The sequence below is a fragment of the Bradyrhizobium vignae genome, from assembly GCF_004114425.1.
GTDB classification, from domain to species: Bacteria; Pseudomonadota; Alphaproteobacteria; order Rhizobiales; family Xanthobacteraceae; genus Bradyrhizobium; species Bradyrhizobium vignae.
In genome coordinates this window covers 168,909-195,137 of the sequence record NZ_RDQF01000008.1, presented here as the reverse complement: position 1 = coordinate 195,137, position 26,229 = coordinate 168,909, and the positions used below count along the sequence as shown (strand labels likewise).

The 26,229-nt window shown below is 64.2% G+C and carries 22 protein-coding genes and 1 tRNA gene; 4 read left to right on the top strand and 19 right to left on the bottom strand.

The window, feature by feature from the left end; all coding sequences use genetic code 11:
- Positions 1-500: 500 nt before the first annotated feature.
- From EAV90_RS09945 to rpoZ, 13 genes are all read right to left on the bottom strand, one after another.
- The gene (locus EAV90_RS09945; protein WP_122402919.1) at positions 501-2,045 is read right to left on the bottom strand and encodes a GMC family oxidoreductase; all 1,545 of its coding nucleotides are present in this window, start codon (positions 2,043-2,045) and stop codon (positions 501-503) included.
- A 4-nt stretch (positions 2,046-2,049) separates the two neighbouring features.
- Complete coding sequence (locus EAV90_RS09940) at positions 2,050-3,600, bottom strand: ABC transporter substrate-binding protein (RefSeq protein ID WP_122402918.1); 1,551 nt, start codon at positions 3,598-3,600, stop codon at positions 2,050-2,052.
- Between the two features lie 337 nt (positions 3,601-3,937).
- Positions 3,938-6,196, bottom strand: a complete 2,259-nt coding sequence (gene parC / locus EAV90_RS09935) for a DNA topoisomerase IV subunit A (protein WP_122402917.1) — start codon at positions 6,194-6,196, stop codon at positions 3,938-3,940.
- Between the two features lie 61 nt (positions 6,197-6,257).
- Positions 6,258-6,545 (bottom strand): hypothetical protein, encoded by a 288-nt coding sequence (locus EAV90_RS09930; RefSeq protein ID WP_122402916.1) that lies wholly within the window; start codon positions 6,543-6,545, stop codon positions 6,258-6,260.
- A gap of 100 nt (positions 6,546-6,645) precedes the next feature.
- Positions 6,646-7,398: a DNA repair protein RecO gene (gene recO / locus EAV90_RS09925; RefSeq protein WP_122402915.1), complete on the bottom strand. Its 753-nt coding sequence runs from the start codon at positions 7,396-7,398 to the stop codon at positions 6,646-6,648.
- Positions 7,399-7,568: 170 nt separating this feature from the next.
- The gene (locus tag EAV90_RS09920; RefSeq protein ID WP_122402914.1) at positions 7,569-7,949 is read right to left on the bottom strand and encodes a hypothetical protein; all 381 of its coding nucleotides are present in this window, start codon (positions 7,947-7,949) and stop codon (positions 7,569-7,571) included.
- Positions 7,950-7,970: 21 nt separating this feature from the next.
- Complete coding sequence (gene era, locus EAV90_RS09915; protein WP_122402913.1) at positions 7,971-8,897, bottom strand: GTPase Era; 927 nt, start codon at positions 8,895-8,897, stop codon at positions 7,971-7,973.
- A complete protein-coding gene (rnc, locus tag EAV90_RS09910; protein ID WP_122402912.1) occupies positions 8,887-9,723 on the bottom strand; it encodes a ribonuclease III in 837 nt (278 codons plus the stop codon). Before rnc ends, era begins: the two co-directional genes overlap by 11 nt.
- Complete coding sequence (gene lepB, locus EAV90_RS09905) at positions 9,720-10,484, bottom strand: signal peptidase I (RefSeq protein ID WP_122402911.1); 765 nt, start codon at positions 10,482-10,484, stop codon at positions 9,720-9,722. Before lepB ends, rnc begins: the two co-directional genes overlap by 4 nt.
- Positions 10,485-10,733: 249 nt before the next feature.
- Complete coding sequence (acpS, locus tag EAV90_RS09900) at positions 10,734-11,153, bottom strand: holo-ACP synthase (protein WP_122402910.1); 420 nt, start codon at positions 11,151-11,153, stop codon at positions 10,734-10,736.
- Positions 11,150-11,902, bottom strand: coding sequence for a pyridoxine 5'-phosphate synthase (locus tag EAV90_RS09895; protein ID WP_122402909.1), 753 nt, complete (start codon positions 11,900-11,902; stop codon positions 11,150-11,152). The genes acpS and EAV90_RS09895 overlap by 4 nt, the downstream gene beginning before the upstream one ends.
- 147 nt (positions 11,903-12,049) lie before the next feature.
- Positions 12,050-14,332 (bottom strand): RelA/SpoT family protein, encoded by a 2,283-nt coding sequence (locus EAV90_RS09885; RefSeq protein ID WP_122402908.1) that lies wholly within the window; start codon positions 14,330-14,332, stop codon positions 12,050-12,052.
- A gap of 207 nt (positions 14,333-14,539) precedes the next feature.
- Entirely contained in the window at positions 14,540-14,932 is a 393-nt protein-coding gene (gene rpoZ, locus EAV90_RS09880; protein WP_007603391.1) for a DNA-directed RNA polymerase subunit omega, read from the bottom strand.
- A gap of 331 nt (positions 14,933-15,263) precedes the next feature.
- Here rpoZ and EAV90_RS09875 point away from each other — a divergent pair, with 331 nt between their 5' ends.
- Positions 15,264-15,908: a LabA-like NYN domain-containing protein gene (locus tag EAV90_RS09875; RefSeq protein WP_027573659.1), complete on the top strand. Its 645-nt coding sequence runs from the start codon at positions 15,264-15,266 to the stop codon at positions 15,906-15,908.
- Complete coding sequence (locus tag EAV90_RS09870; RefSeq protein WP_122402907.1) at positions 15,889-16,560, top strand: uracil-DNA glycosylase; 672 nt, start codon at positions 15,889-15,891, stop codon at positions 16,558-16,560. Before EAV90_RS09875 ends, EAV90_RS09870 begins: the two co-directional genes overlap by 20 nt.
- 82 nt (positions 16,561-16,642) lie before the next feature.
- On the opposite strand, the gene EAV90_RS09865 is transcribed toward EAV90_RS09870, so the two are convergent.
- From EAV90_RS09865 to dapA, 4 genes are read right to left on the bottom strand one after another with little or no spacing between them, the layout of a single operon-like run.
- On the bottom strand, positions 16,643-17,242 hold the full coding sequence (locus EAV90_RS09865; protein WP_122402906.1) for a peroxiredoxin: 600 nt from the start codon (positions 17,240-17,242) through the stop codon (positions 16,643-16,645).
- Between the two features lie 4 nt (positions 17,243-17,246).
- Positions 17,247-17,720, bottom strand: coding sequence for an SsrA-binding protein SmpB (smpB, locus tag EAV90_RS09860; protein WP_122402905.1), 474 nt, complete (start codon positions 17,718-17,720; stop codon positions 17,247-17,249).
- 59 nt (positions 17,721-17,779) lie between these two features.
- Positions 17,780-18,193, bottom strand: a complete 414-nt coding sequence (mscL, locus tag EAV90_RS09855; RefSeq protein WP_027573655.1) for a large conductance mechanosensitive channel protein MscL — start codon at positions 18,191-18,193, stop codon at positions 17,780-17,782.
- A gap of 53 nt (positions 18,194-18,246) precedes the next feature.
- Positions 18,247-19,137, bottom strand: a complete 891-nt coding sequence (gene dapA, locus EAV90_RS09850) for a 4-hydroxy-tetrahydrodipicolinate synthase (protein WP_122402904.1) — start codon at positions 19,135-19,137, stop codon at positions 18,247-18,249.
- Positions 19,138-19,363: 226 nt separating this feature from the next.
- Between dapA and EAV90_RS09845 the strand changes: the two genes are divergently transcribed.
- A complete protein-coding gene (locus EAV90_RS09845) occupies positions 19,364-21,856 on the top strand; it encodes a lytic transglycosylase domain-containing protein (RefSeq protein WP_129143241.1) in 2,493 nt (830 codons plus the stop codon).
- A gap of 462 nt (positions 21,857-22,318) precedes the next feature.
- On the opposite strand, the gene EAV90_RS09840 is transcribed toward EAV90_RS09845, so the two are convergent.
- A complete protein-coding gene (locus EAV90_RS09840; RefSeq protein ID WP_122402902.1) occupies positions 22,319-23,890 on the bottom strand; it encodes a porin in 1,572 nt (523 codons plus the stop codon).
- Between the two features lie 839 nt (positions 23,891-24,729).
- Here EAV90_RS09840 and EAV90_RS09830 point away from each other — a divergent pair.
- Positions 24,730-24,822, top strand: a tRNA-Ser gene (locus tag EAV90_RS09830).
- A gap of 900 nt (positions 24,823-25,722) precedes the next feature.
- Here EAV90_RS09830 and EAV90_RS09820 read toward each other — a convergent pair.
- Positions 25,723-25,989: a hypothetical protein gene (locus EAV90_RS09820; protein ID WP_122402900.1), complete on the bottom strand. Its 267-nt coding sequence runs from the start codon at positions 25,987-25,989 to the stop codon at positions 25,723-25,725.
- Positions 25,990-26,229: the final 240 nt, after the last annotated feature.

The window sequence follows — 26,229 nt, the reverse complement described above, 5'->3', positions numbered from 1 at the left end:
CACCGGATCTGTCCCTCGCTCCCCGACAGGCTCAAGGCCTTTGAGCACGAACGGGCTCAGATCCAGCGACGGGCGGTTTTGCGAGAACCGCCCGTTCGCACATTCTGGCAGATTTTCTGGACACAAGAGCACGAAGGACACCGTTAAAACCAATCGCGCAGGGAAGGCCGGGCGATCCGGCAACACCTGTGGTCCACCCCGTGTGCATTTTTCGTAGCGCACGGACTTGCGGGTGCCAGCCGGCGCCCGGCCTTCCCTGCGCCCTTGTCTTTGCGAGGGCGGCACACGGAGCAAAACTCGGGCGAGCTGCGCCGCGAGAAGGCGAACGTTTGTCTGCTGTTTGAAGAGTGTAGCGAGCGATGGCCTCGCCCCTTGCTCCGTCATTGCGAGGAGCCCTTGCGACGAAGCAATCCAGAATCCCTCCGCGAAAAGATTCTGGATTGCTTCGCTGCGCTCGCAATGACGGTGTTGTGCTATAGCTTGCGCCTCACGCGATTCTGCTATCGCATCATCATTCGCGCGATCGCTTCCCCGATCACCACCGTCGTGAAATGGGTGTTGGCCCGGCAGTCGGACGGCATGATCGAGGCGTCGGCGACGCGCAGGCCGCTGATCCCTTTCACGGTGCCATCGGGATTGACCACGCCGTCGGCATCGCCAACGCCGCTCATGCGGCAGCTGCCGGCGGCGTGCTGGATGTCGCCGGTCTCTCGCCGCAGCACCGCGTCGAGTTCGTGGTCTGGCAGGCTGGCGGCCTTCGGCAGCGTCAGGTCCGTGTCGGCGAGCCGGATCCAATCGGCGATGTTGACGAGCGCCGGCTGCGAGGTGATCACGGCGAGGCGCTTCACCGCATCCATCATCCGCAACATGTCGCGGGGATCAGCCAACATGTTCTCCTCGACGACAGGATCGATCGCAGGATCAGTCGAGACGAGCTTCAGCGTCCCACGCGAATACGCGTTGAACAGCCCTGCGCCGATCGCCCCGGGGTTACCGATGCCACGGTGATTGAACGCGATCAGGATCATGTCGCGCTTGCCGCCATCGGCGAGGCCCGAGGAATAGGTCACGCAGCAATTGGTGTGGCGCGTATCGGGATCGGTGGGACGAAGCTCCTCCCGCAGCTGGATCGTGGCGCGAAACAGCGGGTGATCGAAGAAGTGGCGGCCGACCGGCAGGTCGCGCGCGACCGCAATCCCCATCGCCTTCAACTCTTGCGCTGGTCCGATGCCCGAGCGCAGCAGGATCGCAGGACTGTGAATGGCGCCGGCGCACAGCACGATCTGGCGCGCGCTGATCTCGTGGGTGCCCTGCCCCTCGATATGAACGCGGAGTCCGGTTGCCCTTCCGTCGCTGATCAGCACGCGATCGACCAGCGCGTGCCCGCGGATCTCCAGATTGGCGCGACCGCGCGCGGGCTCGAGATAGCCCTCATTGGTGGTGATGCGGCGACTGTCGCGGCTGTTGATGGGATAGCAGGCGACGCCCTCGCCATCAGGACCGTTGAGGTCCGCGCACCAGGGATAGCCGCTCGCCAGCGCCGCGTCGCGCAGGCCGCGATCGATCGGGCCCCATGTCTCCGGCGGCGCGCGGTAGACCGGCAACGGCCCGCCGCGTCCGTGGCCGTCGGCATCGCCGAACTCCAGATCGTCCTCGATCACCGAGAAGAGCGGCATCACCTCCCTGGCCGACCAGCCGGTGCAGCCATTGGCCGCCCATTCGTCGAAGGCATCCGCAACGCCGCGGATTGCAATCTGGCCGTTCATCATCGACGAGCCGCCCAACCCCTTGCCCCGCCAATAGAAGCGCGGCTCCTGCCCAGCCACACGGCGCGTCAGCAGATCGGGCCATTGCCATTTCTCCTGGTATTCGCGCCTGTGGATGATCGGGATCGGGTTCGGCGTCCTCACCTCCCAGGGCGCATCATCAGCGCGCCAGTCGCGCCCCGCTTCGAGCAGCAGGACGCGCCGTGCCGGATCCTCGGAGAGCCGTGCCGCAACAGCAGCACCGGCGGAGCCGCCGCCGACAACAATGACATCGTACATCGCGTTATTTCTCAATGTTCCAGAACACCGGGATGGCGGACGGTATCAGACCGCGCAAAGTCGCGCGATAGGCGGCCGGCTGAGCGAACTGGCCCCACGGAATTGCGGGCGCCTGATCGTACATGACGGCCTGGATCTCGCCCGCGATCTTCTTGCGGTCCGCCTCGGCCGGCGCCTTGGCGAAGGCTTCCATCAGAGGGGTGATGCGCGCATCGCACTGCCAGCCGGTGAAATCGGCGCAGTTGAAGGCGACCATGACGTTGGTCAGCGGCGAGCCCAGATCAAAGCCGCCGGCGTGAACGCCATAGACGCTCCAGCCCTCCTTCTTGGCACGGCGCGCCAGCACGCTCGCCCAGTCCATCACCTGCAGATCGACGTTGAACCCGGCAGCCTTCAACCTCTCGGCCAGCACCTGCGCCGAGACGCGCGGGGCTTCGAGATCGTTGGCCTCCATGACGATCACAGGCTCGCCGGCGTATTTGGTCGCCTTCAGCGCAGCCTTCGCCGCTTCGATCGAGGGCTTTGCCGCCGCTTCCGTGCCGGCCTTGTTTTCATAGGTGGTACCGCAGGTGAAGAACGTCGCGCACGGCGTGGCGTATTTGGCGTCCAAGCCGAGTGCATCCAGCACTTCGCGCTGGTCCACCAGCTTCCACAGCACGCGGCGGATCTCGGGATCGTCGAACGGTTTCGATGCGGCATTGAGGCGATAGGCGCCCGCGAACATGTTGCCGCCGGTGAAATTGACCACTTTGACCCGCGAGTTCTTCTCCAGCTGCGGCAACAGATCGAACGGCGCGTATTGCATGAAATCGACTTCGCCGGCCTGCAGCGCGGAGGCCGCCGTCGCGCCATCGGGAATGACGCGGATCTCCAGCGTATCGATGTTGACGCGCTTGCCGCCGGCGAGGAAGTCAGCGGGTTCGGGACGCGGCACATAGTCGGCGAATTTCTTCAGGATCATGCGGTCGCCGGTGCGGTGCTCGGCCTTGCTGTAGACGAACGGACCGGAGCCGATGATCTCGGTGATCCGCTGGTCGCCAGGCGTTTTCGCGATGCGCTCGGGCATCATGAAGGCGACCGGGCTGACCGGATTGCCGAGCGCGTCGATGACGAGCCCGGACGGCTCCTTCAGCGTCAGCACGAAGGTTTTCGCATCGGTCGGCTCGAGCGAGGCCGTGATCGCGAAAATGCGACGGCCGAGTGCGCTGCGGGTGCCCCAGCGACGTAGCGAGGCCACGCAATCGACAGATGTGACCGGCTGGCCGTCATGCCATTTCAAACCGTCGCGCAGCGTGAACGTGTAGGTCAAGCCATCGGGCGAGACTTTCCAGTCCTGCACCATCTGCGGTTTGATGTCGCCCTTGGAATCCTTCGCAAACAGCGTGTCGAACACCATGTAGCCGAACGTGCGCGAAATATAGGCCGTGGAGAAATGCGGATCGAGTGTGACGATTTCCGCCTCGAGCACCGCGACCAGATTGCCCACCGCATGCGCGGGCGCAGCCGCCAGCGCGAGACCGAACAGCGCCGCAATGAAAGCCTTCAGTTTGAACATTGGGATGTGTTTGCCTTTTCACCAGCCGTTTGCAGTCGCCAGGAAAAAGCAATGTTCGTGCCCGCACGTATGCACTCGGGACTATCTGCTACGCGTTTGCGGGGTACTCAATGTCAGTTGGAGAGCAGCGCCATCGCCTCTCGTCATTGCGAGCGCAGCGAAGCAATCCATACGCTCGCGATGACGATGTGGAGACAGGTGCGCGCCACACTCTCGCTGTCGTCGCCCGGCTCGACCGGGCGACCGAGTATTCCAGCGACAGCGACGCATACGGAGAAGCCGCGGCGTACTGGATGCCCGGTCGAGCCGGGGCATGACACCGTTGGTGAGAGCCGCCCTACCCGATTACCCGGCCGAACTTGTTCGACTTCGGGAAACCCTTCGGCGGCAGGCGGCCGGCATCACCGCGATTGCCCTGCCACTCGGCAAGCTCCTTCATGCTCGCGGAGAATTCGCGGCCCGCGGAGTCCTTCCAGGTTAGGCCTGCCTTGGCGTCGAAGACAGCGACGTCGGAGAGGCCGCCGTCCTTGTACTTCTGCAACCGCGTCCCGCGGCCGCGCGCCATCTCGGACACCTGCTCAAGCGGGAAGACCAGCATCTTGCGGTTCTCGCCGATGACGGCGACGGTGTCGCCGACCACTTCGGTGATCGCGCGCGCCTCGTTCGGCATGTCGACGTTGAGGACCTGCTTGCCCTTCTTGGTGGTGCCGACGCAATCGTCCTCGTTGACGACGAAGCCCTGGCCCTCGTGGCTCGCGACCAGGAACTTGCGCCCGCCCTTGTGAACGAACAGCGCGACGGGTGCCGCCTCCTGCTCGAGGTCGATGAACAGGCGGATCGGCTCGCCGTGACCGCGCCCGCCCGGCAGCTTGGCGACATCGAGCGAGTAGAACTTGCCGTTGGTGGCGAACAGCAAGAGCTTCGAGGTCGTCTCGGCGAAGAAGGCGAAGCCGAGCTTGTCGTCCTGCTTGAAGGCGAGGCCCGAGAGATCCTCGACATGTCCCTTCATGGTACGGATCCAGCCCTTGTCGGAGACGACGACGGTGACCGGCTCACGCTCGACGAAGGCCTCCTCGATCGCGGCGAGGTCGTGCTCGGGCGCGTCGGCAAAGGTGGTGCGGCGCTTGCCGAGCGGCGTCTTCGGTCCGAACATGTCGCGGACCTTGCCGACCTGCTCGCCGACCTTCTTCCACTGCTCGGCTTCGGAGGCGAGCACCGCGTTGATGCCCTTGAGCTCGGCGCGGAGGTTCTTGTCCTCGGTGCGGATCTCCATCTCCTCGAGCTTGCGCAAGGAGCGCAGGCGCATGTTGAGGATGGCTTCCGCCTGAACCTCGGTGAGCTTGAACGCCTTCATCAGCTCGGGCTTCGGCTCATCCTCGGTGCGGATGATCTTGATCACCTTGTCGATGTTCAGATAGGCGATCAGGAAGCCACCGAGCACTTCCAATCGGTGCTCGATCTGCGCCTTGCGGTAGTTGCTGCGCCGGATCAGCACGTCGCGCAGATGGTCGAGCCATTCGCGCAACGCTTCGGCAAGGCCGACCACCTTGGGGATGCGGCCCTTGACCAGCACGTTGAGGTTCAGCGGAATCTTGCTTTCGAGCTCGGTCAGGCGGAACAGCGATTCCATCATCAGCGCCGGGTCGACGTTCTTCGACTTCGGCTCGATGACGAGGCGAACGTCCTCGGCAGATTCGTCGCGGACCTCGCCTACCAACGGCAACTTCTTCTGGTCGAGCAGCTCGGCGATCTTCTCGACCATCCGCGACTTCTGCACCAGATACGGAATCTCGGTGACGACGACGACCCAGGTACCGCGTGCGCCCTCTTCCTGCTGCCACCTGGCGCGAACACGGAACGAGCCGCGGCCGGTCGTGTAGGCTTCGGCGATGGCCTGCTTGGAATCGACGCAGATGCCGCCGGTCGGGAAATCCGGGCCCTTGACCCACTTCAACAACGCCTTGGATTTCGCGTCGGGCTTCTCGATCAGATGCAGCGCCGCATCGCAAAGCTCGGCGGCGTTGTGCGGCGGAATCGAGGTCGCCATGCCGACCGCGATGCCCTGCGCGCCGTTGGCGAGCAGGTTCGGAAAACCGCCGGGCAGCACGACGGGCTCTTTCGACTGGCCGTCGTAATTGGCGCGGAATTCAACGCCGTCCTCGTCGATGCCTTCGAGCAGAAGCCGCGCGACGTCGGTCATGCGCGCTTCGGTGTAGCGGTAGGCGGCCGGATTATCGCCGTCGATATTGCCGAAGTTTCCCTGGCCGTCGACCAGCGGATAGCGCGAGGAGAAATCCTGCGCGAGACGGACCATGGCGTCGTAGATCGCCTGGTCGCCGTGCGGATGGAACGAGCCCATCACATCGCCGACGATCTTTGCCGACTTCTTGAAGCCCGTACCGGGGTCGAGGCGGAGCAGCCGCATGCCGTAGAGGATGCGCCGGTGCACCGGCTTCAGGCCATCGCGCGCGTCCGGCAGCGCACGGTGCATGATGGTCGACAGCGCATAGGCGAGATAGCGCTCTTCGAGCGCATCACGCAGCGGCACCTCATGGATTTCGGCCGGTTCTTCCGGCGGAACGATTCGTTTTCCCATGCCGCCCGGTTAAACCGTGGGAGCGAATCGGGCAAGGATCGAGTGGTCCCCTGTGGGTGGCCTACTGGCCCGCCCAGCCGGCCGTGAACGTCTGGGTCTTGGCTTGACCCGGCGCTTGGGCAGGCGCCGGCGCATTGGTCAAGCAGCGGCGGGCCGCCTCGATCTCGGCCTCAGTCGCACCATGGGACCGTGCCCATGTCTCTGCGGCGGCAGCGGAATATTTCGCCACATAATATCGGACGAGCGTGCAGGACGCCCGGCGAAATACGCCAGGTTGCTGCTCGCCGGCAACTGCATCGGGCGCAAACGCAAGCAGCGCCGCGGACAAGGCGAAGCCCCTGATCAACATTTAGGCTGTCCCCCCTGTGTGGAACCTGAAAGCGAACTCGACTGGTCCGATTTGGTTCCGCAGGACCGCCCGCAAAGCAGCAATGCAGAATCGCGATGACTCATGGCGCGAAAATCGCCGCTCTCGCCTGCTGTCGCATCAAGGCATTGATGAAGCCGGCCCGCGCATCGGAATGGCCCTGCCCGCGCGGCTCCAGCACGTGGCGCAGCAGGAACAGGCCGGTCAGCCGGAAGCCGTCCTGGAGATCCTGCTCGGTGAGATCGCTCGCGGTCTCGCCATGCCGCAGGAACGGCGGCAGACGCAACAGCCGATCGCGCCACGGCTCGCCAGCGCCGCGCGACACCGCGCCGCCGGATTTCGGCGAGACATAGATCAGGTCCGTGGTCTCCCCGGTCACCGCGCAGTTGTCCAGCGCCAGTCCGAAACCCAGCTCGGCGAGCATCGCCAGCTCGAAATGGATCAAATGCACGGCGGCGCTGCCGATATCGTCGAAATCATCCAGCGAATGTTCGAGCAGCGCAAAGATGTCTTCGTGCGGATCGCGCTCCGGCAAGAGCCGCGCGATCGAGGCGAGATGGGTGACGCCATAGACGCCGTGGGACGAGGCCAGCAGCGTCGCCGCGCGCAGCTTCAATCCCTCGATCGTATAGGTCCCGAGATGCTCGTCGAGCCGTGCCCGCCACACTGCACTGACGCTGTTTCCGGGTTGCAGCAGCGGCCGCATCCGCGAGCTGGCCCCGCCGCGCACGAGGCCCAGATGCCGGCCGTGCGCGCGCGTCAACAACTCGACGATGGCGCTAGACTCGCCATGCCGCCGCACCCCCAGCACGATGCCTTCGTCGGTCCATTCCATGAGGGAATATTACAGGATTCCGGTGCCTCTCGCACGCACTCGTGCCCCGGACAAAACGCGGCGCGCAAGCAACGTGTTGCCGAGCCGGGGCCCATCTCTCCGCGCGCTCCCCGTGTCCCGGCTCTGCGGCGCAGCGCTGACGCGCTGCACCTTGTCCGGGACACGGGGCTTCACGCGTTGAACCAGCCCTGAGCGTCGCCGGTGAAGGAGAAGTACAGGCCCATGGTCGTCAGCGCGCAGGAGACGATCTCGATGGCGCTGTCGAGCTCCATGCCCTTCTCGCCGATGATCTGTCCGAGCGAGATCACCGACAGCACGAGCGCTGCCGCCAGCACCCAGCGCGGCCAGTTCTTGCGCCAGCGCGCCGCGAGCCAGACGAAATGGACCAGCAGCAGAATCATGCCGCCGGCGAGCAGCGTCGCCGTCATGATCATCTGCTCGGTCACCTCGGCATTCGGCGTACGGTCCTGCACGGCAACCGAAAGGGCATCCAGCATCAACGACGCATAGAGCAGCGCTTCGAAGCGCCTGACATTGCTGGGCACGCTCATCGGAAACCGATCTTGTCTTGGTTATTCCTTGGGGAAGTCCAGGCCCATCTCGCGGTAGCGATCTGGATCGTCGCCCCAGTTCTCGCGCACCTTGACGAACAGGAACAGATGCACCGGCACGTCCAGGATCTGCATCAGCTCTTTCCGCGAATCCGCGCCGATCGACTTGATGGTGGCGCCGCCCTTGCCGAGCACGATCTTGCGCTGGCTTTCGCGCTCGACGAAGATCGTCTGCTCGATGCGCACCGACTTGTCCTTGCGCTCCTCCCACTTGTCGGTCTCGACCGTGGACTGGTAAGGCAACTCCTGATGCAGCTTTTGATAGATCTTCTCGCGCGTGATCTCGGCCGCCAGCTGCCGCATCGGTGCGTCCGACATCTGGTCCTCGGGATAGAGGAACGGGCCCGGCGGCACCATGTCCGCGAGCGTCTTGCGGATGTCGTCGACGCCGTCGCCTGAGATCGCCGAGATCATGAACGTCCGCGCGAACTTCATGCGCTCGTTGGCGGCCTGGGCCAGCGCCAGCAGCTTCTCGCGCTGGACGAGATCGACCTTGTTGATGACCAGGATCTTCTCGTGATTGACGCTGGCTGCCTTGGCGAGGATCGCCTCGGCCTCCTCGTCGATCCCGGTTTTGGCGTCCAGCAGTACGCAGACGAGGTCGGCGTCATGCGCTCCGCTCCATGCGGTCGAGACCATCGCGCGGTCGAGCCGGCGCTTCGGTGAGAAGATGCCGGGCGTGTCGACCAGGATGATTTGCGCGTTGTTCTCGATGACGATGCCGCGGATCAACGCGCGCGTGGTCTGCACCTTGCGCGAGACGATCGTGACCTTGGCCCCGACCAGCGCGTTGACCAGCGTGGACTTGCCGACGTTCGGTGCGCCGATCAGTGCGACGAAGCCGCAGCGCGTCGGAGTGGGCGCCTCGCCGCTTGCTTCAGCCGTCATTGCCGCCGCCAACGCCTTCGCGTTCGATCATCACTGAAGCTGCCACCTTCTCGGCCGCGCGCTTGCTGCCGCCGATGCCCTCGGCCGGCGCCAGCCCCGGCAGATCGACCGCGACACGGAACTGCGGATCGTGATGCGGGCCGGTGCGCTCGACCTCGCGGTAAACAGGGGTCGGCAGCCCCTTGCCCTGCGCCCATTCCTGCAGCACGGTCTTGGGATCGCGCAAGGGACGGCGCGGCTTGTGCATCCGCTCGGTCCAGTTGCGCTTGACGAATTCGGCTGCTGCCGCATGGCCGCCGTCGAGGTAGATGGCACCGATCACGGCCTCGCAAATGTCGCCCAGCACCGACTTGCGCAGGCGCGCGTCGGCGCTGGGACCGACCGAGCCCAGCTTGATGTCGTCGAGCAGACCGAGCGACTTGGCGACGTCGGCGCAGCTTTCCTTGCGCACGAGCTCGGCAAGACGCTTGGACAGCTCACCTTCATCGGCGTTCGGGAAGGCATGATAGAGCATGTCGGAGACGACGAGCCCGAGCACGTGATCGCCGAGGAATTCCAGCCGCTGATAGCTGTCGCCGCGCTTGCGCCTGGACTTCAATGCCGAGACATGCGTGATCGCCTGCATCAAGAGGTTCGAGTCCGTGAAGCTGTGGCCGATGCGCGCCTCGAGCGCCGCATTCGCATCCATGCCCTTGGCCTTGCTGCTCCGCGCCCGCTTCTTCTTCGCAGTTGTCTTGTTTGCAGGCGTTTTGGCCGCAGCTTCCCCTTCGGGGCCCGCTTGCGCCTCGATCGGCTGGGTCGCGATGTCCTTGGCTTCGTCTTTCATCGGACGATTTTGAAGAAGCGATTCCAGCGCACCGCCCACGGCCAGCGCCAGAACGTCCAGGCATGCTCGCCTTCAGCGATGGAGAAGAAGATCATCTGGGCGCGGCCGATCAAATTCTCCTTTGGCACGTAGCCGACCTGGCCGAGGAAGCGGCTGTCGGTGGAGTTGTCGCGGTTGTCGCCCATCATGAAGAAGTGACCGGGCGGCACCGTGTAGACGTTGGTGTTGTCCATGTAGCCGTTGTCGGCGCAGTCCAGCGTCTCGTAGGACACGCCGTTCGGCAGCGTCTCCTTCCAGCGCTTCACCCGGGAGATGCCGCCGCCTTCCGAGCCGCAGGGGTCCTCGCCGACATATTCGCTCATGCGCTGCCGTTCGACGGGCGTGTCGTTGATGTAGAGCAGCCCGTCCCGCATCTGGATGCGGTCGCCGGGAAGACCGATCACGCGCTTGATGTAGTCGGTGGAATCGTCCTTCGGAAGGCGAAACACGACGATGTCGCCGCGGTTCGGATCCGAGCCCCAGATCCGCCCCGAGAACAGCGGCGGCGAGAGCGGAATCGAATAGTGGCTGTAGCCGTAGGAATATTTCGAGACGAACAGGTAGTCGCCGACCAGCAACGTCGCCTTCATCGAGCCGGAGGGAATATTGAAGGGCTGAAACAGGAAGGTGCGGATCACCAGCGCGATCAGGAGAGCGTGAATGACGACCCGGATCGTTTCACCGACGCCGCTCTCAGATTTCGTTCCTGAAGTCACGCTCATTGCTCTCTCAATTCCGGCCGCCGGTCACAGAGCGCCCTCCTGGCGCGAACAGCCCATTGCTTCGCGGCCCATGGAGATTGTCCTGATTCTGATAGTGAGGGCCAATTCCGGCGTAAAGCCGAATCCGCCCAAGCTGATTTGCGTTGGCGGACTTTTAGACTGTTGTCGGAGGCCACGCAATCAAGGATCGCATCAAAACTGAATAAGACATTGATTTTACGTACGAATTATAAAATTGAACGGAGGGCGTCAGAGCTTCGCCAGGGGGACGGCGGAAATGATGACAAAGGCCTGCGCCAGCGGCCAGTCGTCGGTGATCGAAACGTCGATCCGCGCCTCGAACCCCTCCGGCGTCAGAGCCTGGAGCCGGGCCAAGGCGCCGCCGGTCAGTTGCATGGTCGGCCGCCCGCCCGGCAGGTTGACCACCCCCATGTCGCGCCACCACACCCCGCGCCTGATGCCAGTGCCGAGCGCCTTGGAGCAGGCCTCCTTGGCGGCGAAGCGTTTGGCGTAGGTCGCCACCACCATCTTGTCATTCTTGGCGCGGCGTTCCGCCTTGGCCCGCTCGGCCGCAGTGAAGATCCGGTCGAGGAAGCGCTCGCCATGGCGCTCGATCACCTTGGCAACGCGGGTGATGTCGATCAGGTCGGAGCCGATGCCGATGATCATGCCCGGCTCCGGCCGCGGTCCATCGCCGCGCGCATCCTGCGCACGGTCTCGGCCAGGCCCACGAACAGCGCTTCGCCGATCATGTAGTAGCCGATATTGAGCTCCATGATCTCAGGAAGGGCCGCGATCGTCTCTGCCGTCGCATAGTCCAGCCCGTGCCCGGCGTGGACCTCGAGCCCCGCATCCTTGGCGAGCCTTGCCCCGGCCACGATCCGCTGCCATTCGGCCTCGGCCTTGTCGGTGTGGCCGTCGACGACGGCGTCGCACCAGGCGCCGGTGTGGATCTCGATCACGGGCGCGCGCAGCCGTGCCGCCATCTCGATCTGGGCGGGATCCGCGGCGATGAACAGCGAGACCCGGATGCCGGCATCGTTCAGCCGTGCGATATAGGGCCTGAGCGCGTTGTGCTGACCGACCGCATCCAACCCACCTTCGGTCGTCACCTCCTGGCGCCGCTCCGGCACGAGGCACACCGCGTGCGGCTTGGTGGCGAGCGAGATCCGCATCATGTCGTCAGTCGCGGCCATCTCGAAATTGAGGGGCTTGGAGATCTCCGCCTTCAGCCGCGCCATGTCCTCGTCGCGGATATGCCGGCGATCTTCGCGCAGATGAGCGGTAATGCCGTCGGCGCCGGCCTCGATCGCGAGCAGCGCCGCACGCACCGGATCGGGATTGCGGCCGCCGCGCGCGTTACGCAGGGTTGCGACATGGTCGACATTGATGCCGAGGCGGAGCGGAGGTGCGGGCATTTCAGAACTCACGAAGCGACATTTCCCTCTCGTCATGCGCGGGCTCGACCCGCCTGCGGGGCCGAAGCCCCTTCGGCGCGGCGAAGGCCCGCGTATCCCTCTTCTTGAAGAGATGGGTTGCCGGGTCAAGCCCGGCAACGACCAGCATCATCCATTAACACGTTCGACACGGGCGACGACCGCCTTCGCGCGCAGCTGGGCCAGGATCGCGCTCAGGTGCTTCAGGTCGTAGACTTCGAGATCGATCGTCGTCTCCGTGAAGTCAGGCGAGCGGCGCTGCATGCTGATGTTGTCGATGTTGCCGTCGTGCTCGGCGATCACGGTCGCGATCTGCGCCAATGCGCCGGGTTCGTTGACGTTCTCCACCTTGATGCGGGCCGGGAAGCGCTGCGGCGCGGAATCCTCGATGTCCCAGCGGACGTCGAGCCAGCGCTCCGGCTCCTCCTCGAAATCCTTCAGGGCCGGCGCCTGGATCGGATAGATCGTGATGCCCTCGCCCGGCGTGACGATGCCGACGATGCGATCCCCGGGCACGGCGCCGCCGTTCGGAGCGAACTTCACCGGAAGGTCGGAATTGATGCCGCGGATCGGGATCGCAACCGGGCTGCGCGGTTCCAAGGATTTCTCCTTGAGCTTGGCGGCCAGCCCCTTCTTGCCGCCGTAGCGCGCGATCCGCTCCTCCTTGTAGTCCGGGTACATCGCACGCGCGACGTGGGACGCCTTGATCTCGCCGCGGCCCACCGCCGCCATGACGTCCTCGATCGAGGTGCGCGCGAGCCGCGGCAGCGCGCCCTTGAGCTTGTCGTCGGCGTATTCGATCTTGGCGCGCTCGAACAGGCGCTCGACGATGCGCCGGCCGAGGCCGACATATTGATCGCGCACCGCGGTGCGCGTGGCGCGGCGGATCGCGGCACGCGCCTTGCCGGTGACGGCGAGCGTTTCCCAGGCCGACGGCGGCGCGGATTGCGCTTCCGAAGTCAGCACCTCGACCTCATCGCCGTTCTGGAGCTCCGAGGACAGTGGCGCGAACTTGCCGTTGATCTTGCAGCCGACCGCGCTGTTGCCGACGTCGGTGTGCACCGCATAGGCGAAGTCGATCACGTTGGCGTGGCGCGGCAGCGCGATCAGCTTGCCCTTGGGGGTGAAGCAGAACACCTGGTCGTGGAACAGCTCGAGCTTGGTGTGCTCGAGGAATTCCTCGGGATTGGCGCTCTCGGAGAGAATTCCGATGGTGTGGCGCAGCCAGGCGAACGCGTTGGACTCGCGCTTGAGGAATTCGGTCGGCGAGCCCACGCCTTCCTTGTAGAAGACGTGCGCGGCAATGCCGCGCTCGGCGATCTGGTCCATCGCCTCGGTGCGGATCTGGAGCTCGACGCGCTGGTTACCGGGGCCGATCACCGTGGTGTGGATCGAGCGGTAGTCGTTCTGCTTCGGCGTCGAGATGTAGTCCTTGAAGCGTCCCGGCACGACCGGCCAGGTGGTGTGGACGATCCCGAGCGCGCGATAACAGGCCTCGATGTCGCTGACGACGAGGCGAAAGCCGAAGATGTCGGACAATTGCTCGAAACCGACCGATTTGCGCTCCATCTTGGTCCAGATCGAGAAGGGCTTCTTGCGGCGGCCATAGACCCGCGCCCCGAGGCCCCTGTGGCGCAGATTGTTGGAGAGCTGGTCCTCGATCTCGCCGATCAGATTGCGGTTGCGCTCGGCGAGTGCGTCGAGCCGCTGCATCACGACCGAATAGGCTTCGGGATCGAGGGTGCGGAAGGACAGATCCTCCAGCTCCTCGCGCATTTCCTGCATGCCCATGCGCCCCGCCAGCGGCGCGTAGATGTCGAGCGTCTCCTCGGCGATGCGCCGGCGCGATTCCGTCGGCACGAAGTCCAGCGTGCGCATGTTGTGCAGGCGATCGGCGAGCTTGACCAGAAGCACGCGGACATCATCGGCGATCGCCAGCAGCAATTTGCGCAGGTTCTCGGCCTGCTTGGCCTCCCGCGAGACCAGCTCGAGCCGCTTCAGCTTGGTCAGGCCCTCGACCAGCGCGCCGATTTCGGGTCCGAAGATCTGGTCGATCTCGGCCCGCGTCGCCTCGGTGTCCTCGATCGTATCGTGGAGCAGCGCGGCCACGATGGTGGCGTCGTCGAGCTTCAGGTCGGTGAGAATCGCCGCCACTTCGAGCGGATGCGAGAAATAGGGGTCGCCCGAGGCACGGGTCTGCGAACCATGCGCCTTCATGGCGTAGACATAGGCGCGATTCAGCAGGTCTTCGTTGGTGTTGGGATTGTAGGATCTGACCCGTTCGACGAGGTCATACTGACGCATCATGCGCGCGCGGGGGCGGGCCGGGCGCGCGACCGGCGCAGTCGGGGCTACGGCAACCGATTCGGTTGCAGCCTGCATCTGCGTGGATCTGCGACGCCGATATACCATTCCGTCCTGCCTTCAAACGGGCCCTGACCCGGCCCGTTGTATACATCCTCGCCCCGATCGCGCTTGTGTCCGATCTATTCGTTGACCGGGCGCAGCGCCAACCGGCAACGCTATGGTAACCACGAAAAGGTCAACAAAAGCAAAGGCCCGAACGACGGTTCGGGCCTTTGATAAGATCACAAGAAGTCGATGATCGCGACTGAGGAATTACTCGTCTTCCTCGGGCTGCTCCTCGGGCGGAGCGAGGCCTTCCAGGCCCTTCAGAAGCTCCTCCTCGGTCATGCGCTCCACGGCGACCTCGGTGTCGTCCGCATCGACGCTGGCACCTGCGGAACCGATCAGCGGCACGGTATCCGGCTCGGGCTCATCCACCTCGACGAACTTCTGGAGCGAGTGCACCAGCTCCTCGCGGAGGTCCTCCGGCGAAATCGTCGTCTCGGCAATTTCGCGCAAGGACACAACAGGGTTCTTGTCGTTATCGCGGTCAACCGTTAGTTGTGACCCGGACGAGATCATGCGGGCACGGTGGGCAGCCAGCAGGACCAAGTCAAACCGGTTGTCGACCTTGTCGATACAATCTTCTACGGTGACGCGAGCCATGGACTGTCGCTCCGTTGTGGGTGGGACGAAAAGATGTGGATGATTGGGGCTAGTTATAGGGGCCGGGACGGTTTCGCAAGGCCAATTTGTAATTTGGCCTCGCCAAACGGCTCTGCTAACCCCACATTGGGGCTGGGACGGGTGGTTTTCCCCGGGCTGCCAACAGGGGCGGCCCCGAGTGTATGCGAGTCCGCCATAACTATACCTTGATTGCCCCGACTTCTCCGGATTTGCGGTTTCGACGGGTCTCAGCGCCACTTTAGAACCGCGCGGCTTGCTGTCCCCGCGCCAACAAAAAACGATCAATCTCGAACACTACGCGAGCAACTGAATGTCACCTTCTCCTACCAACAAGATCGCGCTCTTCATCGATGGGGCCAATCTGTACGCGACGGCGAAAACTCTGGGCTTCGACATCGACTACAAGCGCCTGCTGAAGGAGTTTCAGAGCCGCGGGACATTGTTGCGGGCGTTCTACTACACGGCCATCATCGAAGACCAGGAATACTCCTCGATCCGCCCGTTGATCGACTGGCTGGACTACAACGGCTACACCGTCGTCACCAAGGCGACCAAGGAATTCATCGACGCCTCCGGCCGCCGCAAGGTGAAGGGCAACATGGACATCGAGCTCGCGGTGGACGCCATGGAGCTCGCCGAGCACATCGACCAGATGGTGCTGTTCTCGGGCGACGGCGACTTCCGCTCCCTGGTCGAGGCGGTGCAGCGCCGCGGCGTACGGGTCACGGTGATCTCCACCATCGCCAGCCAGCCGCCGATGATCGCCGACGAGCTGCGCCGCCAGGCCGACGTCTTCACCGACCTCGTCGAGCTGCAATCCAAACTCGGCCGCGATCCGTCCGAACGCCCCGCCCCGCGTGACCGCGGCGAGCGTGGCGAACGCCACCACGCCCCGCAATTCCTCCAGCGCGCAACGACGATGGCGCCGAGGGGCGATGACGACTTCGAGGAGTGAGGCGGCCCGGTCAAACCGCCAGCCTCTCACCGTCCCCGACCGTGACTGTCCGCTCTGTCCGCGCCTGGTCGCCTTTCGCGAGGCGAACCGCGCGCGTGAGCCATCCTGGCACAATGCGCCGGTTGCGCCCTTCGGCGACATCAAGGCGCGCCTTTTGATCGTGGGCCTCGCGCCGGGAATGCAGGGCGCCAACCGCACGGGACGGCCGTTCACCGGCGATTATGCCGGCGACCTGCTCTACGCCACGCTGGTCGAATACGGCTTTGCCAGGGGCACCTATCAGGCGCGGCCCGACGATGGCCTGACGCTGGTGGACTGCCGGATCGCGAACGCGGTGCATTGCGTGCCGCCGCAGAACAAGCCGCTGCCGTCCGAGATCAACACCTGCCGCCAGTTTCTTGCGGCGAATCTGGCAACGATGCCGAACCTGCGCGCGATCGTCGCGCTCGGGCGGATTGCGCACGACAGCGTGCTCAAGCCGCTGAATCTGAAGGGTTCGCAAGCCCCCTTCGGCCATGGCGCGGTGCATCAGGCCGGCGCGTTCAAGCTGTACGACAGCTATCATTGCTCGCGCTACAACACCAACACTGGCGTGCTGACGCCGGACATGTTCCGGAGCGTGTTCGCGAGGATCAAGGCCGACCTCGACTAGGCCTCATGCTGGCCTGCCGGTCGTGGTTCACCTCTCCCCAACGGAGAGATGCGCCCTCGGCATGCGCCGGCTCAACCAAAACTCATCCGACCTTTGCGGACGATCCGTTGGCCGGATTGGCCTTCAGCCAATCGAGCACATCGCCGGCGTTCCGGTCGGGCGGGAACACCGGATAGAACACATGCGTGATCCTGGCGTCGTCGATGATCAGCGCCAGGCGCTTGATCAACGTCAGGCCTGCGACCTCCATGGTCGGCAAATTCAAGGCGCGCGTCAGCGCCAGCTTCTCGTCCGAGAGCACCGGGAACGGCAGATGCAGGCGCGAGGCCATCTCGGTCTGGTAGTCGTTGCTCTGGGTCGAGAGGCCAAACACATGGGCGGCGCCCGCGGCCTTCAGCTCGGCGAATAGATCGCGGAACGCGCAAGTCTGCGGCGTGCAGCCGCGCGCTCCCGGAATCATATCCCAATCGTCCACCAGCGCGATCTTGCCGGGCTCGCCGGTACGCGGATAGGCGAACACCACGGTCCGGCCACGCAGCGCCGACAGCGTCACCGACCGGTCGTCGGTCGCGAGCAGGCCGATCGGGGGCAGCGTCATGCCAGTCAGATGCGCGGCACCGCCGTCATCGGTGGGCGCCGGAATCTGGCTCCAGTCGACCTCGAGTAGGTTCCGCTGGTTCATCGCATTATCCCCTCGCCCGCATCAGCCGGCCCTTCTCGCGACTCCAGTCGCGCTTCTTCTCGCTCTCGCGCTTGTCGTGCAGCTTCTTGCCCTTGGCAACCGCGAGCTGCAATTTGGCGCGACCGCGCTCGTTGAAGTAAAGCTTGAGCGGGATCAGCGTCATGCCCTCGCGGTCGACCGCCCCCATCAGCTTGTTGATTTGCCGGCGATGCAGCAGCAGCTTTCGCGGCCGCTTGGGCTCGTGATTGAAGCGATTGCCCTGGAGATATTCGGGAATGGTGGCGTTGATCAGCCAGATCTCGCCGTCCTTTGAATCGGCGTAGGATTCCGCGATCGTGCTTTTGCCGCTGCGGATCGACTTGACCTCGGTGCCGGTCAGCGCAATGCCCGCCTCGACCGTGTCTTCGATCGCATAGTTGAAGCGGGCCTTGCGATTCTCCGCCATGACCTTGATCGGACGTTCGTTCTTATCGGCCATGATGCGTTAACCTGATCGAGATGGGCGCGGATTCTAACAGTTCGGATGAAGCGCGCGCGTCACTTCTTGAGGAGATCGCGGATCTCGGTCAGGAGTTCGACTTCGGCCGAGGGCTTTGGCGGCGCGGCCGGAGCGGCCTCGTCCTTGCGCTTCAGGGTGTTCATGGCGCGGATCACCAGGAACAGCACGAACGCGATGATGATGAAGTTGATCGTCAGCGTGAGGAAGCTGCCCCAAGCCAGCACGGCGCCTTGCTTTTTCGCATCGGCTAAGTTGGTGGCTGTGACCTTCGCCGACAAGGGGGTGAAGTAGTTCGAGAAGTCGAGCCCGCCGGTGACGGCACCGATGATCGGCATGATCACGTCGCCGACCAGCGAGTTGACGATGGCGCCGAACGCCGCGCCGATGATGACGCCGACCGCGAGGTCGACGACATTGCCCTTCATCGCGAACTCGCGGAACTCCTTCAGCATCCGTGCGCCCTTCTCCTCGACGCTCATGAAAGACCCCCCGGCGTGCTAAGGCGTCAGTTGATCAGTCCGGCGTGAACCATCGCGCTGCGCACGGCAACGCGGGTCGGCTCGGAAACCGGAACCATCGGCAGCCGCAACGTCTCGTCCAGCTTGCCGAGCAGCGACATCGCGTACTTGATCGGCGCCGGGTTGCTCTCGATGAAGAGGTTGTTGTGCAGCGGCATCAGCTTGTCGTGGATGGCGAGCGCCGACTTGGTGTCACCCTTCTGCCAGGCGGCGTGGAACTCCGAGCACAGGCGCGGCGCCACGTTCGAGGTCACCGAGATGCAGCCATGGCCGCCATGGGCCATGTAGCCGATGATGGTGGCGTCCTCGCCCGAAAGCTGGTTGAAATCCTCGCCCATCGCCGCGCGCTGCTGCGACACGCGAACCATGCTGGCTGTGGCATCCTTCACGCCGGCGATGTTCTTCAGCTCCCACAGCCGCTTCATGGTGTCGACCGACATGTCGATCACCGAGCGCGGCGGAATGTTGTAGATGATGATCGGAATCCCGATCGCATCGTTGATCGCCTTGAAGTGCTGGTACATCCCCTCCTGGGTCGGCTTGTTGTAATAGGGCGTGACGATCAACACGGCGTCTGCGCCCGCCTTCTCGGCGTGCTGGGAGAGTTCGATCGCCTCCTTGGTCGAGTTGGAGCCGGCTCCCGCGATGACGGGCACGCGGCCTTTGGCCTCAGCGATGCACCATTCGACGACCTTCTTGTGCTCGTCATGGCTGAGCGTCGGGCTCTCGCCGGTGGTGCCGACCGGAACGAGGCCGTTCGTCCCCTCGGAAATCTGCCAGTTGACCAGGGAGCGGAAAGCCGCCTCGTCCAGCGAGCCGTTCTTGAACGGGGTGACCAAGGCGGTGAACGATCCCCGGAATTTCGTCTTGGCTGCCATGGACTTCCTCCGTACGCGGCAATCTTGAGAGCAAGCCCCATACATATCGGGTCTATCCCGGCGGTAAAAGGGCCGCCTCGGTGCGAGGCTGCGTTTAGGCCGCGATTTTGCCGCGGTGATGGTGCAAATCGGACCGAGGTAAGCGGGCGTTGGTATTTTCTCCGCATATTCAATCAAATTCAGCTAGGTCTTGAGCCACTTCACTGATTCGGGGCGACCAAACGCCGTGACCTCCTTTGCTCGTGCCACATGGCGATCCCTAGGTCTGGCCGTGTGCCTGATGGCCGGGCTGTCGGTGGGCTGCGCCGCGCTCGCCAAGTCCAATGAGTCCAATGAGATGGCCGCGGAGGCCAAGGATACCGCGAAGCCAGCCGCCAAGGACGCGGCGAAGGAGCCCGTCAAGGGATCAGCCAAGGCCTCAGCCAAGGGAACCGGCAAGGACGCAGCGAAGAGCGCGGGCAAGAGTGCGGCTGGCGCCCCGGCCAAGGACGCAGCAAAGAATCCTGCCAAGGATGCTGCTGGTAAGGAACCTGCGAAAGACAAGTCGAAACCCGCCGCAGCAGTCTCCTCGCCAAAGTCACAGCCGACCGCGAACGGGTCGCCGGCCAAAACCGCATCACCCAAAACCGCACCGCCTAAGACCGCACCGCCCAAGACCGCACCGCCCAAGACCGAGCCGGCGGTGACGGCCACCGTCAGACCCACCGCCCCTGTCACCGCCAAGCCGGTTACAGCTCCCGTCCTGGCTCCTGCGACGCGCCAGCATGCGGCGCCGCGCAAGCCGGTCATCCCGGCCGCCGTCGCTGCGACGTCGTCGACGTCGCAAGCGGACAAGGACACGCTGGAGAGCGTCATCGAGCTCGTGCGCAAGCGCAAGGCCGGTGACGCCATCAATGCGGCCACCGGCATATCGGATCCGGTCGCGCGAAAGCTCGCCGAATGGATCATCCTGCGCAGCGAGGATAACGGCGCGAGCGTGGAACGCTATCGCGCCTTCCTCTCCGCCAATCCGAGCTGGCCGTCGCAGACTTTCCTGCGCCGGCGCCTCGAGGCCGCGATGTGGGACGACAGGCGCGACGATTCGGTCGCGTGGTCATGGTTCGAGAACGAGTCTCCGATCTCCGCCAAGGGCCGCTTCATGCTCGCCAAGGCGATGCTGGGGCGCGGTGACCGCGCCAATGCCGAGCGGCTGGTGCGCGAGGCCTGGCGCAGCGATCCGATGTCGGAGGAGACCGAGAACAACGCGCTCGACCAGTTCGGCGCTCTGCTTACGCCGGGCGATCAGAAGGCGCGGATGGACACCCTGCTCTACGGCAGCGAGACCGAGGCGGCGCTGCGCGCCGCAAAGCGGCTCGGCGCCGGCTATGTCGCGCTCGCCAAGGCCCGCATCGCCGCGGTCAAGAAGGCGCCGAACGCGCGGGCACTGCTCGACGCGGTGCCGCGCGAGCTGCACAGCGATCCCGGCTTCATCTTCAGCAAGATCCAGCTCTTGCGCCGGGAGGAGAAGTTCGCCGAGGCCGCCCAGCTGATGCTGTCCGCGCCCAAGGATCCGGGTCGCCTCCACAATCTCGACGAATGGTGGATCGAGCGGCGCCTGTTGGCGCGCAAGATGATCGACACCGAGGAATTCCGCAGTGCCTATCTGATCGCGCGCGACGCCGCCCTGCCCTCGCGCGACATCTACAAGACCGAGCAGGAGTTCACCGCCGGGTGGATCGCGCTGCGCTTCCTCAACGACCCCGCGACCGCCGCCCAGCATTTTGCCCGCATCGGCGTCGGCAGCGTCAACCCGACCACGCTGGCGCGCGCCGGCTATTGGCAGGGCCGTGCCGCGGAGGCGATGGGCCGCCAGCAGGAGGCGCGCAACGCCTATGCCCGCGCGGCCGAGCAGTCGACCAGCTATTACGGCCAGCTCGCGCGGGCAAAACTCGGCCTGCCGCAGATCGAGCTCAACAGCCAGCCGCGCGGGCGCGGCGCCGAGCGGCTGGAGATCGTGCGCGCCGCGCAACTGCTCTACGAGCTCGACGAACGCGAGCTCGCGGTGCCCATGCTCGCCGACATGGGTGAGAACGGCGATCCCGAGGCGCTTGCCGGCCTTGGCGAGCTCACCCAGCGCTACAGCGATGCGCGCGGCATGTTGCTGGTCGGCAAGGCCGCGCTCAATCGCGGCCTGCCGTTCGACTTCTACGCCTACCCCGTCAATGGCATTCCGCATTTCACGCCGATCGGCCCCGAGGTCGAGCGCAGCATCGTCTACGCCATTGCCCGGCAGGAGAGCGCGTTCAATCCGTCGGTGGTCTCGCCGGCCCAGGCCTACGGGCTGATGCAGGTGACGCCGGATGCCGCGCGCTATGTCTGCAAGCGGCACGGCGCGACCTACGACCTGGGACGGCTGAAGAACGATTCGGTCTACAACGCCACGCTCGGCTCGGCCGAGCTCGGCGGACTGCTAGAGGATTATCGCGGCTCCTACATCATGACCTTCGCCGCCTACAATGCCGGCCGCGGCAGTGTGAAGAAGTGGATCGAACGCTACGGCGATCCGCGCGACCCCAAGGTCGACGCTGTCGATTGGGTCGAGCTGATTCCATTCTCCGAGACGCGCAACTACGTGCAGCGGATCATGGAGAACCTGCAAGTCTACCGCGCCCGCTTCGGCGGCGGCACGCGCCTGCAGATCGAAGCCGATCTGCGCCGCGGCGTCGGAAGCGTGGAATAGCCGATCTCCGCTCTCGCTTCGCAGGCCGGCGCATCGGGGAACGAGCGCCGTCCCGGTCAGGACCCGAGCAGGCGAAGCATCTCGATTGATCGACCACTACCCTCGGGCGTCCTCCCGACTCGCGGCTCAAGCGCGGCGGCGACTGCGGTCAGATCGGGAAGTTCGGCGGTGGCCCGTCTCTCGACAATGAGACGGCGGTCCACTCCTGCTGCAAGGCCCGACCCGCAGTACGGTCGCACGGCCGAGCCGGCCGACGCGGCAGCCCTCCCCGGCGTATTCTCGCTCGGGACTTATGGCGCGGATCCCCCTCCCACGACAACCCGCATCGGGTCGCACCGAACCATCGATGGAGGGGAGCAGCGCGAGCTCGGCACTTGGCGCAAGACCGTGGGCATCCGACGCCAGAAAGAAAAGCCCCGGCGGTTTCCCGCCGGGGCTCTCTGTCAGGTCATTAGACCGAACTTACCAGTTGCGCTGAGCGCGGAGCAGCAGGGTGATGCTGTCCTGATCCTTCAGCTCGTACACAGCGGCCGGCTTGGCCGACGTGCCGGACGGGCCGATCGGGCCAACCGTGCCGGAATACTTCTGGTCGAGATGGGTCCAGTTCAGGTCGGCCGAGAACGTCAGGTTCTTGACCGGAGTCCAGCGGGTGATGATACCGACCTGGCCGATCGCGAAGTCGGGGTTGCAGCTCGTCACACCAGCGAGAGCCGCTCCCGTGACGAACACGCCACCGACGCCGCAGAGCGTGGTCTTGGCGAGCGTGCCGAACTGGGCCTGAGCGTAAGCACCGTAGAGCGCGGTGTTCCAGTACGGATCCCAGTTATGGGTATACGCACCACGGAAGCCCCAGGTCTTGACCGTCTCCTGCGAGCTGCCGGTGACGTACACCGTGTCAGGAGCATTGGCGAAGCCGACGCTCTGGTAGGCAATGCCCGAGCTGCCGAACATCTGATAGGAGCTGCCCGCCAGGTTCTGGAAGTTGTAGCGGGTCGCACCGTCGGTGTAGACGCCCTGGATGTTGATCGTGTCACCCGCGCCGGTCGGGATGTTCTTGATCGAGAGGGCGAGCTGAACCGCCCAACCCCACTTGTCGTCGGGGTGGCCAGTCAGCTCGGTCGCGCCGTAATAGCCAACGTGGTTGTCATGCGCAGCGACCGACGCCTGGAACAGGCCCCAGGCCTGGTCGACGCGGACCATACCGACAAGGTTCGGCGAACGCGAGCCGCCGATGGCATTGGTGCCGTAGGAGCCAGCGAGGATGCCGGCCGCAGTCGCGCCGGTCATGTTGAGGTTGCCGGCCTGATAATAGGCCGTCGCGTCTTCCGCCGAGAACGCCGCCGTCACGCCCTGACCGAAGTCAGCGGTGTAGGTGAACTGGTTGACACCAGTGACCGTGCCGCTGCCGCCGACGAGGCTGTCGATGTTGTTGCCGGGATAGTTGGTCCAGGGCGCGTCGAACTGCGACACGGCCTTACCCATGGTGAAGCCGGCGAACTGGATGAAGGCGTAGTACACGCCGAGCGAACCGCCCGAGGTACCGCCGTCAGTCGGGTTGATCGTCGTTCCGCCGACGAGACCCGTACCGGCAGCGTTGAGCGCAACGCCGCTCGTATACTGGGTGCCGCCAGTTCCCGAGCCGGTGGCGACAAAGCCGCCCGTGGTCCAGGAGAACGTCGCATCGAAGAAGGTGCGGACGACGCCGTATTCGGTGGCCGTGCGCGTGTCGATGTTGAGATCTTCACGAGCGCGCATGGTGTAGTAGTTGCTCAGGCGATTGTGCGCACCGGCGGGAGAGCCGTTGGCAATGCCGTAGATGCTGTTGGTGCCCAGCCCGACTTCAGCGCGCAGATAACCACCCAGCTTGATGCAAGTGTCAGTGCCCGGGATATAGTAGAAGCCCGCACCGTACAGCGAGCAGATCTTCACGTATTCGACCGCCTTGGCCTTCACGGGGAGATCGGCTGCCTGCGCTCCGCCCACGGCGATCAGACCCGCCGCTGAGCCGAGCAAAAGGCTCTTAACCAACTTCATGTTAAACCTCCAAGTTGCTCTTCAGGGAAGGTCACTGACCGGACGGCCAATTCCCCAACCCCCTCTAAATCACCGCTTTTGGCCCCTTCGCGCCTTCGGACACACCCGCATGAACGCGAGGGACTTAAGCGAACGACCTAAACGGGACGACCTCGGGATGCCCCCCTCCGTCGCTCAGTCACAATTACCGAAGGTCCTTGCACACACAACAAGAGAACGCTCCGAAACGGGCCGATGAGGCGTGTTTTCCGACGGGTGTTGCACAAATAACACGCAGATGTGATCAAGTCGCCCTCGTAACACATTGTTTATATTTATATTTTTTGAGCGGTTCCATTTGCCATCAAAGTTCCGCACATGAGGCACCGCAGCCGAGACCTCGGCCTGGAGCGGCTTTGATGCGCTGGAATCGTAGAATCAGAAGGAGACTCAATGGGCAGGCATCGCCCGCCTCCGCGCCTCCAGTTTGACACAAGCGCGGTCACAACAACGCCCGAGCCGCGCGGCAAACACTCTTAATCGAGTTATCGAGGCGGAGATGATTGGGAACGGACCGGCAGCTCGGCGGTCAAGACGCAGGGATGCCGACGTTCCATGGGACCCCGCTCACGTATCATTGAATTTCCTAGCAAATTCAGCTTCTGACACGAGCAAGCAGGCTTCTCCATGCGGAACATCCTTGCGCCTTGTGTCAGATGTTCCAGCTTTGGGGCCTGTTCTTTACGGCGTCACCCGCGCGAACAGACCCGTTTGTTTCGAAAGTCACTGGGAATATTCGAGCGAAAACACACGCTTCCAAATTGACCGCCCCAAGTAATTAGAGGCATAAGGCTCGCACCGGAGAGGTGGCCGAGTGGCTGAAGGCAACGCTTTGCTAAAGCGTCATACGGTCTCAAGCTGTATCGAGGGTTCGAATCCCTCCCTCTCCGCCACCCAGCAGCTGTGTCCGGCCCGGAGACATGGGTAACGAAACGTACCTAAGAGATGGGTGACAACCTCGTGCCGATCGGGTTGTCGCGGGGTTTCAAAGTCATCTGCTCCAAGTTCGCTTAGTTGAGGCCGATGGCCTGCAATCTGCTGCATTTCAGCGTGACGCATTCATGGCACGGCTATTTTTGCTCGGCTCGCGCTGTCGCCGTCAACCACGCGCGTGCCGCGCCCTTCGGGCTTCGGGGGTTGACCGCGACAGCGGAGCCAAGCAAGTGGCCCTCCATGCCAAGAATGCACAAGAGCGCGTCTCCGTCAGGGCGCCGTGGTCGTGGCGGAGACATCAGTGATGGGCCTCGGACCGAACGGGTTGTCGCTTTCCACGGCATCCACACCTCCCGCAGAACAAAAGCGGAAAGTGTAACCCATGTGCCCGGTACGTTCTGTCACCTATGTCTCGGGCCGCTCAAGCAGAATCATCCGAGGTCTTCTGCGTTCTCTCAGCTGAAGCGGGCGTGACGCCGGCGCGAAAGCCCGGCGCAAGGATGAGCACGGCGAGCCCAGCTCGATTCGCGTGCTCCTTAATATATGTGTGCACGCACCTAGACGACGGATCGCCCTATCCGCCAATGCGAGGGCGAGATCAGCATAGGCTCGTCAGCCCAAACATTGAACCAGACGCCGCCCTTACGCCGGCATGGAAAGGGCCAGGGCACAATTCCCGTCTTGTGCAGACGCCCGAGTTCCAGATCGCACTCGCCGGGAGCGATCTGAATCGGCAGCCATTGTTCATTCGTAGCCGGGTTGCTCATGCCGTCGGACTTTAGGCGGCGGCACCGGGGAGAAACTTGCTTCAGCGCAACCGGGCCCACCCGTGCGAACACGGGTCAGAGGCGATTCTCGTCTCAGTGCGCGCAGACCCAGGCCCTCGCCTCGCGCTGCGCAACCGAGATCTCGGCGTCCGACATCTGCCCGGCGACTTCCTGGCGCAGCGCTACGGCGTCCTTGCGGCCTTTCAACGCGGCGAGGTTGAACCATTTGTGCGCGGCGACGAGATCGACGATCCCGGAGCGGCCGCTCGCCCAATAGATCCCGCGCTCGAACAGCACGTCCGACAGCGCGCTCGCGTCGACCGGCGTTGCCGTCTCCAGATCGAAAGTACCCTGAAACATCACGCATCCCCTTTGTTCTTATGCCGGTCCCGTTCCCCGAGCGCGGCTTCCGTCCACAAAGCTGTTCAACTCATCCCCATGCCGTTTGCCGGCTTGTTGGAGGCGATGATGGCGGGCAAATTTGAATGGCAGTTTAAGTATCGCGATGAAGCAGACGTAAACGCGAGCGGGCGAGGCCGGCGAGAGGAATTCGAGAAGCCCCTGATTTGCCGGCACTTCTGCAATTCGTCAGCTTCGGTT

What these genes read in the sequence shown, in the direction of transcription:
- EAV90_RS09945 (WP_122402919.1), bottom strand. Translation starts at nt 2,045, where the DNA reads ATGTACGATGTCATTGTTGTCGGCGGCGGCTCCGCCGGTGCTGCTGTT.
- EAV90_RS09940 (WP_122402918.1), bottom strand. Translation starts at nt 3,600, where the DNA reads ATGTTCAAACTGAAGGCTTTCATTGCGGCGCTGTTCGGTCTCGCGCTG.
- parC (WP_122402917.1), bottom strand. Translation starts at nt 6,196, where the DNA reads ATGGGAAAACGAATCGTTCCGCCGGAAGAACCGGCCGAAATCCATGAG.
- EAV90_RS09930 (WP_122402916.1), bottom strand. Translation starts at nt 6,545, where the DNA reads ATGTTGATCAGGGGCTTCGCCTTGTCCGCGGCGCTGCTTGCGTTTGCG.
- recO (WP_122402915.1), bottom strand. Translation starts at nt 7,398, where the DNA reads ATGGAATGGACCGACGAAGGCATCGTGCTGGGGGTGCGGCGGCATGGC.
- EAV90_RS09920 (WP_122402914.1), bottom strand. Translation starts at nt 7,949, where the DNA reads ATGAGCGTGCCCAGCAATGTCAGGCGCTTCGAAGCGCTGCTCTATGCG.
- era (WP_122402913.1), bottom strand. Translation starts at nt 8,897, where the DNA reads ATGACGGCTGAAGCAAGCGGCGAGGCGCCCACTCCGACGCGCTGCGGC.
- rnc (WP_122402912.1), bottom strand. Translation starts at nt 9,723, where the DNA reads ATGAAAGACGAAGCCAAGGACATCGCGACCCAGCCGATCGAGGCGCAA.
- lepB (WP_122402911.1), bottom strand. Translation starts at nt 10,484, where the DNA reads ATGAGCGTGACTTCAGGAACGAAATCTGAGAGCGGCGTCGGTGAAACG.
- acpS (WP_122402910.1), bottom strand. Translation starts at nt 11,153, where the DNA reads ATGATCATCGGCATCGGCTCCGACCTGATCGACATCACCCGCGTTGCC.
- EAV90_RS09895 (WP_122402909.1), bottom strand. Translation starts at nt 11,902, where the DNA reads ATGCCCGCACCTCCGCTCCGCCTCGGCATCAATGTCGACCATGTCGCA.
- EAV90_RS09885 (WP_122402908.1), bottom strand. Translation starts at nt 14,332, where the DNA reads ATGGTATATCGGCGTCGCAGATCCACGCAGATGCAGGCTGCAACCGAA.
- rpoZ (WP_007603391.1), bottom strand. Translation starts at nt 14,932, where the DNA reads ATGGCTCGCGTCACCGTAGAAGATTGTATCGACAAGGTCGACAACCGG.
- EAV90_RS09875 (WP_027573659.1), top strand. Translation starts at nt 15,264, where the DNA reads ATGTCACCTTCTCCTACCAACAAGATCGCGCTCTTCATCGATGGGGCC.
- EAV90_RS09870 (WP_122402907.1), top strand. Translation starts at nt 15,889, where the DNA reads ATGACGACTTCGAGGAGTGAGGCGGCCCGGTCAAACCGCCAGCCTCTC.
- EAV90_RS09865 (WP_122402906.1), bottom strand. Translation starts at nt 17,242, where the DNA reads ATGAACCAGCGGAACCTACTCGAGGTCGACTGGAGCCAGATTCCGGCG.
- smpB (WP_122402905.1), bottom strand. Translation starts at nt 17,720, where the DNA reads ATGGCCGATAAGAACGAACGTCCGATCAAGGTCATGGCGGAGAATCGC.
- mscL (WP_027573655.1), bottom strand. Translation starts at nt 18,193, where the DNA reads ATGCTGAAGGAGTTCCGCGAGTTCGCGATGAAGGGCAATGTCGTCGAC.
- dapA (WP_122402904.1), bottom strand. Translation starts at nt 19,137, where the DNA reads ATGGCAGCCAAGACGAAATTCCGGGGATCGTTCACCGCCTTGGTCACC.
- EAV90_RS09840 (WP_122402902.1), bottom strand. Translation starts at nt 23,890, where the DNA reads ATGAAGTTGGTTAAGAGCCTTTTGCTCGGCTCAGCGGCGGGTCTGATC.
- EAV90_RS09820 (WP_122402900.1), bottom strand. Translation starts at nt 25,989, where the DNA reads ATGTTTCAGGGTACTTTCGATCTGGAGACGGCAACGCCGGTCGACGCG.